General features: G+C 46.3%; 3 protein-coding genes. All 3 read left to right on the top strand.

Annotation, left to right across the window (positions count from 1 at the left end):
* The first annotated feature begins 268 nt into the window (after window positions 1-268).
* The 3 genes from AACX68_RS03310 to AACX68_RS03300 all read left to right on the top strand — a co-directional run bounded on the left by AACX68_RS03310 (window position 269) and on the right by AACX68_RS03300 (window position 9,727).
* A complete protein-coding gene (locus tag AACX68_RS03310; protein WP_228860578.1) occupies window positions 269-3,346 on the top strand; it encodes an autotransporter domain-containing protein in 3,078 nt (1,025 codons plus the stop codon).
* A 142-nt stretch (window positions 3,347-3,488) separates the two neighbouring features.
* The gene (locus AACX68_RS03305; protein ID WP_228860577.1) at window positions 3,489-6,560 is read left to right on the top strand and encodes an autotransporter domain-containing protein; all 3,072 of its coding nucleotides are present in this window, start codon (window positions 3,489-3,491) and stop codon (window positions 6,558-6,560) included.
* Window positions 6,561-6,646: 86 nt separating this feature from the next.
* Window positions 6,647-9,727, top strand: coding sequence for an autotransporter serine protease (locus AACX68_RS03300; protein WP_228860576.1), 3,081 nt, complete (start codon window positions 6,647-6,649; stop codon window positions 9,725-9,727).
* Window positions 9,728-10,097 lie beyond the last annotated feature (370 nt).

Raw genomic sequence — 10,097 nt, 5'->3', positions numbered from 1 at the left:
ACGGAATGTTTGTTTTGGGTTAATTTAAATCTTGCCTTTGCGATGAAAATATTATTTCATAGAAACTCGCTGGCATTCTGCTGATATTAATTTCTTGTATATTAATTTCTATTATCAGAGTTATTCCTACAATAATTATTTATTGTGGGATGAGGTTTTTCTGCCGGTTATATAAATAAAAAAACAACCTTTTTATTATAAGAGGCTTCTGATTATTTATTAAAAATAAATCGGAATGCCCCACTATATGGAAAATAGGCCTATTTCTATGAAAAAAAACAATTCCGTAAAACCTATTGTTTTGTGGGTGACATTATTGTGTGGACTTTCACCTGCTACTGCTGCCATTGCGGATAGCGGGTATCAAGAACAGGGGCAGTTAAATTCACCTGATAGCTGGTTATCAGAAGAATTTAAACGCCAGTGGGGATTAACTACTATTGGCGCACATTATGCCTATGCCCGTGGATATACCGGGAAAGGGATCAATGTCGGAGTGCTGGATGAAGCAGTAACGCCTCATGCTGAATTTGCAAATAAACTGAGAAGATTAAGCCCGGAAGATCCGGTCAACTTTGACGAAGATATTTGGACAGATGTCATTGAGTTCGGCGCTCATGGTAACCATGTCTCAGGCACTATTGCGGCAAACCGGGACGGTACAGGGATGCATGGAGTTGCATTTGATGCTGGCTTGATCACCGGTAAATATTTACAGAATGACTACAACCGAACTGAAGCGATGATCCAAAGTAATGCCCGGGTTATCAATAACAGTTGGGGGGTTCGCCCTCAGATAAGACGGGATGCATACGGCAATCCGATAAGGCGGCCAGATGGTACATGGGACTATGTTAAAACTACTCTGGAGGATGTCCGTAAATATGTTAATAATAATGATCTTAGAGAAAAATTGGATCGTCTAAGCCGTTCAGAAATTCCTGAATTAGATGATTACACAACCAGAACAGCGGGCTTATTACGTGCTGCGCGACATGACAAATTAGTTGTTTTTGCGGCAGGAAATGCCAACAACTATAACGTGACCTGGTTGCATGCGGGTATGCCATATTTCTTTCCTGACGTCCTGAAAAATTATCTCAGTGTCGCCAACATAACACAGGACAAGGAGCTGGCTCTGTCATCAACCAGCTGTGGGTATACCGCCAGCTATTGCTTATCTGCACCGGGCACCAAAATTTACAGTAGTACCGGTAAGTTTGTTTCAAAAACAGGAAAGAAAATAGACGAAGGTGCCCTGAATAGAGGAGAGCTTGAGATTGACTCTTCCTATGATACCTATACTGGTACATCCATGGCAGCACCACATGTCGTTGGAGCTGCGGCTGTCCTGATGCAACGTTTCCCTTATATGACAGCAGCTCAGATTTCTGATGTCCTCAAAACTACAGCGACAGATTTGGGTGAAAAAGGTATCGACAAACTCTATGGTTGGGGCATGCTCAACCTGAAAGATGCCATTAATGGCCCGAAAATGTTTATCACGGAGAAAGATATTCCTGCTGAATTTTATATTGAGGACTCCTATACCGATACGCAGTTTGTCGCCAATATCGTCGGCATGGGGGAAAAAGTAGAAGCAGGCACAACGGTAGAACGCGTCTGCGACAGCATTGAATGTACCTATGACTACTGGAGTAATGATATCTCCGGTCACGGCGGATTAACTAAAACCGGTAAAGGGATGCTGGAACTGACCGGTAAAAACAGCACCTATCAAGGCCCGACAATCGTTGACCAGGGTCAGCTACAGGTCAGTGGCGGCATCACTTCTGAAGTAACGGTACACAAGGGTGCCACACTGAGCGGAAACGGGACTGTCGGTTCACTCATCGCTAAAAGCGGCGCTTACATTGCCCCCGGTAATGTGGGCCCCATGAATACTGATTTAATCGGGAAACTGAAAGTTAACAACGATGTGACTTTCGATACAGGCTCAAATTATCTGGTTGAAATTGCCAGAAATACCGCAGGATTGAGTGACCACATTTATGCTGATGGTTTAGCTACGTTAAGAGGCGGCTCGGTAGAGGTTAGGTTAGAAAACAGCAGCAATTTGCTTTCAAAACCCGAAGTCCGCAGCTTGCTGGGTCAGCAATACAATATCCTACAGGCCCACAAAGGTATCAATGGTCAGTTTACTGCCGCTTCACCTGACTACCTGTTCATTGGCACTCAGTTGAGCTACCAGCCTGATCGCGTCACGCTGAATATCAACCGTAACGCCAAAGCGTTCGCCAGTGTAACTAATACCGCCAATGAGCGCGCCATCGCCAATGCGGCGGAGAAATTACATCTGGGCCACCCGGTTTATGAAAGTATCCTGATGTCAGATACGGCGCCGCAGGCGGGCAAAGCCTTCCAGCAATTGTCTTCCGGCCAGATCCACGCTGATATCGCGTCTGCACAAATCAATGGCAGCCGTTATCTGCGCGATACCCTGAATACCCGTTTACGTCAAGCTGACACTGGATTAGCCAGTCAGGATATCAAGGCTGACCAAAACGGCGTCTGGGCGCAGATCAGCAGTAACTGGCAACGGACCAACAGCAACAGTGAAGCCAACGGTTATCGCATGTCTAACTACGGCGTATTTCTGGGCGCAGATCGGGAAGTAGCCAATGACCTGCGTCTCGGCATGGCTACCGGTTTCACCCGCTCTTCCCTGCGTGGCGGTGATAATACTTCCGCAGGCAGTGATAACTTCCATCTGGCATTTTATGGCAGCAAACAACTGGATGCTCTGGCCTTGCGTACCGGCGTAGCCTATAGCTGGCACCGGTTTGATACCGAGCGTTCAGTGGCCTTCGGTAGCCAATCTGACAACCTGAAAGCCAAATACGGTGCGCAAACCGGGCAATTATTTGCGGAAGCCGCTTACGGAGTCAACCCGGACTGGCTGAATCTGGAGCCTTTCGCCAACCTGTCCCATGTTAATTTCCGCAACGATGGCATCAATGAAAAAGGCGGTGCTGCTGCCCTGACCGGTAAAAAGCAATCGAAGAATGCCACTCTTTCAACATTAGGTTTACGTGTGAATCAGAACTGGCAGACGCAGGATCAACTGACGGTCGGCATGTATGGCGAATTAGGCTGGCAACATCAGTTCGGTAATGTCGCACGCGACAGTCAATTGAGTTTCAGCAACAGCGATGTGTCATTTACGGTTAACAGCGTCTCCGCTGCGCGTGATGCGGCAGTCATTAAAGCCGGCACGTCCCTGAGCATTAATGAAAATACTAAATTATCAGTGGGATACAACGGTGTCTTATCACGTGGTCACAAAGATAACGGCGTATTCTTAAATGCCAACTGGAAATTCTAGTCAATAAAAAATCCCAACTCACTGCTGGCAGGCAGTGAGTTTTTTTCTTTATTCATGTTTAAAGATTTTTGAGTGGTTATTCATCAAATAATCACCCGAAAGAATTCACTACAGCCATTATATGAAAAACGGACTTACCGATATGAAAAAAAATAATTCCTTAAAACCTATTATCTTGTGGATAACATTATTGTGTGGGCTTTTACCTGCTACTGTCGCCATCGCGGATAACGGGTATCAGGAAAAGGGGCAGTTAAATTCGCCGGATAGCTGGTTATCAGAAGAATTTAAACGCCAGTGGGGATTATCGGCCATTGGTGCGCATTATGCCTATGCCCGTGGTTATACCGGGAAAGGGATTACTGTCGGGGTGCTGGATCAAGCCGTAACGCCTCATGCTGAATTCGCCAACAAACTGAGAAGATTAAGCCCAGAAGATCAGGTCAATTTTGACGAGCTTTTTAATGGACTTTTAATTCTGTTCGGCAATCATGGTAACCATGTCGCCGGTACTATTGCGGCAAACCGGGACGGCAAAGAGATGCATGGAGTCGCATTTGATGCCGACTTGGTTACTGCAAAATTTTTAGGTAGTTATCAGAATCGCACAGAAGCGATGATCCAGAGTAACGCTCGGATTATTAACAATAGTTGGGGAGTCCCTCCTGAACGTAATCGGGATGAAAACGGTAGACCGATAAGGCGACCAGATGGTACGTGGGATTATGTTCAAGTTACTATGGACGAAGTCAGAAAACATGGAGAGTCAATTCGAAATACACTGGATCAGTTAAGCCGTTCACCAATCCCTGAAACATTCGACGATAACTCCGCTACAGCAGGTTTATTACGTGCAGCACGCCATGGAAAACTCGTAGTTTTTGCAGCAGGAAATTCCAATAACTATAACATTACCTGGATAGATGCGGGTATGCCGCTTTTCTTTCCTGACGTTTTGAAAAACTATCTTAGTGTCGCCAACATAACACAGGACAAGGAGCTGGCTCTGTCATCAACTAGTTGTGGATATACCGCCAGCTATTGCTTATCTGCACCCGGCACAGATATTTACAGTAGTACCGGTAAATTTATTTCAAAAACAGGTACTCACATAAATGAAAATTACCTGAATGAAGGGAATTTTGATATTGACTCTTCTTATGGTCTCAAGACGGGTACATCTATGGCAGCACCGCACGTTGCCGGAGCCGCCGCTGTCCTGATGCAACGCTTCCCTTATATGACGGCGGGACAAATTTCTGATGTTCTCAAAACCACAGCGACAGATTTGGGTGAAAAAGGTATCGACAAACTCTATGGCTGGGGCATGCTCAACCTGAAAGATGCCATTAATGGCCCGAAAATGTTTATCACGGAGAAAGATATTCCTGCTGAATTTTATATTGAGGACTCCTATATCGATACGCAGTTTGTCGCCAATATCGTCGGCATGGGGGAAAAAGTAGAAGCAGGCACAACGGTAGAACGCGTCTGCGACAGCATTGAATGTACCTACGACTACTGGAGTCATGATATTTCCGGTCATGGCGGATTAACCAAAACCGGTAAAGGGATGCTGGAACTGACCGGTACAAATAGCACCTATAAAGGCCCGACAATCGTTGATCAGGGTCAGTTGCAGGTCAGTGGTGGCATCACTTCTAATGTGATGGTACATAAGGGTGCCACATTCAGCGGAAACGGGACTGTCGGTTCACTCACCGCTCAGAGCGGCTCTTACATTGCCCCCGGTAATGTGGGCTCCATGAATACTGATTTAATCGGCACACTGAAAGTTAACAACGATGTGACTTTTGAATCAGGTTCAAATTACCTGGTTGAAGTCGCCAGAAATACTTCTGGGTTGAGTGACCGTATTTATGCTGACGGTTTAGCCAAGTTAAACGGTGGAACGGTACAGGTTTCATTAGAAAACAACAAAAACCTGCTATCTAAACCCGAAGTCCGCAGCCTGCTGGGTCAACAATACAATATCCTACAGGCCAAAAAAGGCATCGATGGTCAGTTTACTGCCGCTTCACCTGACTACCTGTTCATTGGGACTAAGTTGAGTTACCAGCCTGATCGCGTCACACTTAATATCAACCGTAACGCCAAAGCGTTCGCCAGTGTAACTAACACCGCCAATGAGCGCGCCATCGCTAATGCGGCGGAGAAATTGCATCTGGGCCACCCGGTTTATGAAAGTATCCTGATGTCGGATACGGCACCACAGGCGGGCAAAGCCTTCCAACAATTGTCTTCCGGCCAGATCCACGCTGATATCGCGTCTGCACAAATCAACGGCAGCCGTTATCTGCGCGATACCCTGAATACCCGTTTACGTCAGGCAAATGGTGGATTGGCAAGTCAGGATATCAAAACTGACCAAAACGGGGTCTGGGCACAGATCACCAGTAACTGGCAACGGACTAACAGTAACAGTGAAGCCAACGGTTATCGCATGTCCAACTACGGCGTATTTCTGGGTGCAGATCGGGAAATAGCCAATGACCTGCGACTCGGTATGGCTACCGGTTTCACCCGATCTTCCCTGCGTGGCGGTGATAATACTTCCGCAGGCAGTGATAACTTCCATCTGGCATTTTATGGCAGCAAACAGCTAGATGCGCTGGCCTTGCGTACCGGCGTAGCTTATAGCTGGCACCGGTTTGATACCGAGCGTTCAGTGGCCTTCGGTCGTCAATCGGACAATCTGAAAGCCAAATACGGTGCGCAAACCGGGCAGTTATTTGCGGAAGCGGCTTACGGGATCAACCCGGACTGGCTGAATCTGGAGCCTTTTGCCAACCTGTCCCATGTTAATTTCCGCAACGATGGCATCAATGAAAAAGGCGGTGCCGCTGCCCTGAGCGGTAAAAAACAATCGAAGAATGCCACACTCTCGACATTAGGTTTGCGTGTGAACCAAAACTGGCAAACGCAGGATCAGCTGACTGTCGGCATGTATGGTGAATTAGGCTGGCAACATCAGTTCGGTAATGTCGCACGTGACAGTCAATTGAGTTTCAGCAACAGCGATGTGTCATTTACCGTCAACAGTGTCTCCGCTGCGCGTGATGCGGCGGTCATCAAAGCCGGGACTTCTCTGAGCATTAATGAAAATACCAAATTATCAGTGGGATACAACGGGGTCTTATCACGTGGTCACAAAGATAACGGCGTATTCTTAAATGCCAACTGGAAATTCTAGTCAGTAAAAAAATCCCACTCACTGCTGGCAGGCAGTGAGTTTTTCTTTGTGTATAAATCCATTACATGAAAAACAGGCTTACCACTATGAAAAAAAACAATTCAGTAAAACCTCTTGTTTTGTGGATAACATTATTGTGTGGGCTTTTACCTGCTACTGCTGCCATCGCTGATAACGGGTATCAAGAACAGGGTCAGTTAAATTCACCGGATAGCTGGTTATCAGAAGAGTTTAAACGCCAATGGGGATTAACAGCCATTGGTGCGCATTATGCCTATGCCCGTGGTTACACCGGAAAAGGGATCACTGTCGGGGTACTGGATCAAGCCGTAACGCCTCATGCTGAGTTCGCAAATAAGCTTAAAATATTGAGCCCGACAGATATTGTGAGTTATAAATATGATGACGATAAATCTGGCAATATCTCTTTCGGCAATCATGGTAACCATGTCGCCGGTACTATTGTCGCAAACCGGGACGGCAAGGAAATGCATGGAGTCGCATTTGATGCCGACTTGGTTACTGCAAAATTTTTAGGTAATTATCAGAATCACACAGAAGCGATGATCCAAAGTAATGTCCGGGTCATCAATAATAGTTGGGGCGTTAGGCCTGGCTATGAAGTAGATGAACGGGGAAACCCCAAACGCTGGCCGAATGGGACAGTAAAATATAAGCAGGTGACATTAGATCATGTTATTAACGCAATGGAACCGATTAAAGGAATATTGGATCATTTAAGCCATTCACCAATCCCTGAGATATACGATGAACTCTCCGGTACAGCAGGTTTATTACGTGCAGCACGTCATCATAAATTAGTTGTTCGTTCCACCGGAAATGCTAATAACTATAACGTTACCTGGATAGATGCAGGCATACCCTTTTTCTTCCCTGACGTTTTGAAAAACTATCTCAGTGTCGCCAACATAACACAGGACAAGGAGCTGGCTCTGTCATCAACCCGTTGTGGATATACCGCCAGCTATTGTTTATCTGCACCGGGCACCCTAGTTTACAGTAGCACCGGTGAATTCGTTCCAAAATCAGGTGGTGCAATAAACGAAGGTGCGCTGAATAGAGGGGAGCTTGAAATTGACTCTTCCTATGGTCTCAAGACGGGGACATCTATGGCAGCACCGCACGTTGCCGGAGCCGCCGCTGTCCTGATGCAACGCTTCCCTTATATGACGGCGGGACAAATTTCAGATGTCCTAAAAACTACCGCAACCATCATTAATAAAGAAGGCAAAAGGATCCATGAATTTTCCGGCTGGGGCATGCTTAACCTGAAAGATGCCATTGATGGCCCGAAAATGTTTATCACGAAGGACGATATTCCCGCTGAATTTTATATTGAAAATTCCTATACCGATACGCAGTTTATCGCCAATATCGTTGGCATGGGGGAAAAAGTAGAAGCAGGCACAACGGTAGAACGCATCTGCGACAGCATCGAATGTACCTATGACTACTGGAGTCATGATATTTCCGGTCACGGTGGGTTAACCAAAACCGGTAAAGGGATGCTGGAACTGACCGGTAAAAATAGCACCTATCAAGGCCCTACCCTAGTTGAACAGGGCCAGTTACAGGTCAGTGGCGGCATCGCTTCTGATGTGACGGTACATAAGGGTGCCGCATTCAGCGGAAATGGTACGGTTGGCTCGCTCATCGCTAAGAGCGGCTCTTATATTGCCCCCGGTAATGTGGGCCCCATGAATACGGATTTAATCGGCACACTGAAAGTTAACAACGATGTGACTTTCGAAGCAGACTCAAATTACCTGGTTGAAGTCGCCAGAAATACCGCTGGGTTGAGTGACCGTCTTTATGCTGACGGTTTAGCTACATTAAAAGGTGGCGAGGTTGAAGTTAGGTTAGAAAACAGCAGCAATTTGCTTTCAAAACCCGAAGTCCGCAGCCTGCTGGGTCAGCAATACAATATCCTACAGGCCAAAAAAGGCATCAATGGTCAGTTTACTGCCGCTTCACCTAATTATCTGTTCATTGGCACTCAACTGGACTACCAGCCTGATCGCGTCATGTTAGATATCAATCGTAATGCTACCCCATTTGCCAGTGTGACAAAAACCGCCAATGAGCGCGCCATCGCTAATGCGGCGGAGAAATTGCATCTGGGACATCCGGTTTATGAAAGCATTCTGATGTCGGATACGGCGCCGCAGGCGGGCAAAGCCTTCCAGCAATTGTCTTCAGGCCAAATCCACGCTGATATCGCGTCTGCACAAATCAATGGCAGCCGTTATCTGCGTGATACCCTGAATACCCGTTTACGTCAGGCTGACACCGGATTGGCCAGTCAGGATATCAAGGCTGATCAAAACGGGGTCTGGGCACAGATCAGCAGTAACTGGCAACGGACTAACAGTAACAGTGAAGCCAACGGTTATCGTATGTCTAACTATGGCGTATTTCTGGGTGCAGATCGGGAAGTAGCCAATGACCTGCGTCTCGGTATGGCTACCGGTTTCACCCGCTCTTCCCTGCGTGGCGGTGATAATACTTCCGCAGGCAGTGACAACTTCCATCTGGCATTTTATGGCAGCAAACAGCTGGATGCGCTGGCCTTGCGCACGGGTATCACTTACAGCTGGCACCGGTTTGATACTGAGCGTTCAGTGGCCTTCGGTCGTCAATCGGACAATCTGAAAGCTAAATATGGTGCGCAAACCGGGCAGTTATTTGCGGAAGCCGCTTACGGGATCAATCCGGACTGGCTGAATCTGGAGCCTTTCGCCAATCTGTCCCATGTTAATTTCCGCAACGATGGCATTAATGAACAAGGGGGTGCCGCTGCCCTGACCGGTAAAAAACAATCGAAGAATGCCACTCTCTCAACATTAGGTTTACGTGTGAACCAGAACTGGCAGACGCAGGATCAACTGACGGTCGGCATGTATGGCGAATTAGGCTGGCAACATCAGTTTGGTAATGTCGCACGCGACAGTCAATTGAGTTTCAGCAACAGCGATGTGTCATTTACGGTCAACAGCGTCTCTGCTGAACGTGATGCGGCAGTCATCAAAGCCGGTACTTCCCTGAGCATTAATGAAAATACCAAACTATCAGTGGGATACAACGGTGTCTTATCACGTGGTCACAAAGATAACGGCGTATTCTTAAATGCCAACTGGAAATTCTAGCCAATAAAAATTATTTAAATCAATAAACTCACTGCTGGTGATGGCTGGCAGTGAGTTTTTATTTTTCTTTCACTATCTTCTTTCACAGCAGTACATACATTTAAGAAAAAATCACACTATAAATTTTTACTGTGTTTACAGATTTCTTAGCGGAGTATGGATTATGCTCACATCAGAGGCAGACTGGTTGATTAAAATGCGTCGAAAGCCTTTATTTCCCTTTTAGAGGGAGGTAATTTCGGTAAGCTGATTGTGAAAATTAGCTAAAATATTTATCGTTTTTTGGTTAGTATAAGAACATTCTCAATTCCTGAAAAATAAACTGACCTTATCAATTTTAAGTCTAATATAAATAAGATGGATAAAATAT

The organism is Xenorhabdus sp. PB61.4, from assembly GCF_963894935.1.
Classification (GTDB): domain Bacteria; phylum Pseudomonadota; class Gammaproteobacteria; order Enterobacterales; family Enterobacteriaceae; genus Xenorhabdus; species Xenorhabdus stockiae.
Note: the sequence above shows the minus strand (reverse complement) of the source record. Positions and strands in the feature narration are given on the sequence as shown.

Excerpts from the sequence above, each read along its gene's own strand:
- AACX68_RS03310 (WP_228860578.1), top strand. The coding sequence starts at position 269 with ATGAAAAAAAACAATTCCGTAAAACCTATTGTTTTGTGGGTGACATTA.
- AACX68_RS03305 (WP_228860577.1), top strand. The coding sequence starts at position 3,489 with ATGAAAAAAAATAATTCCTTAAAACCTATTATCTTGTGGATAACATTA.
- AACX68_RS03300 (WP_228860576.1), top strand. The coding sequence starts at position 6,647 with ATGAAAAAAAACAATTCAGTAAAACCTCTTGTTTTGTGGATAACATTA.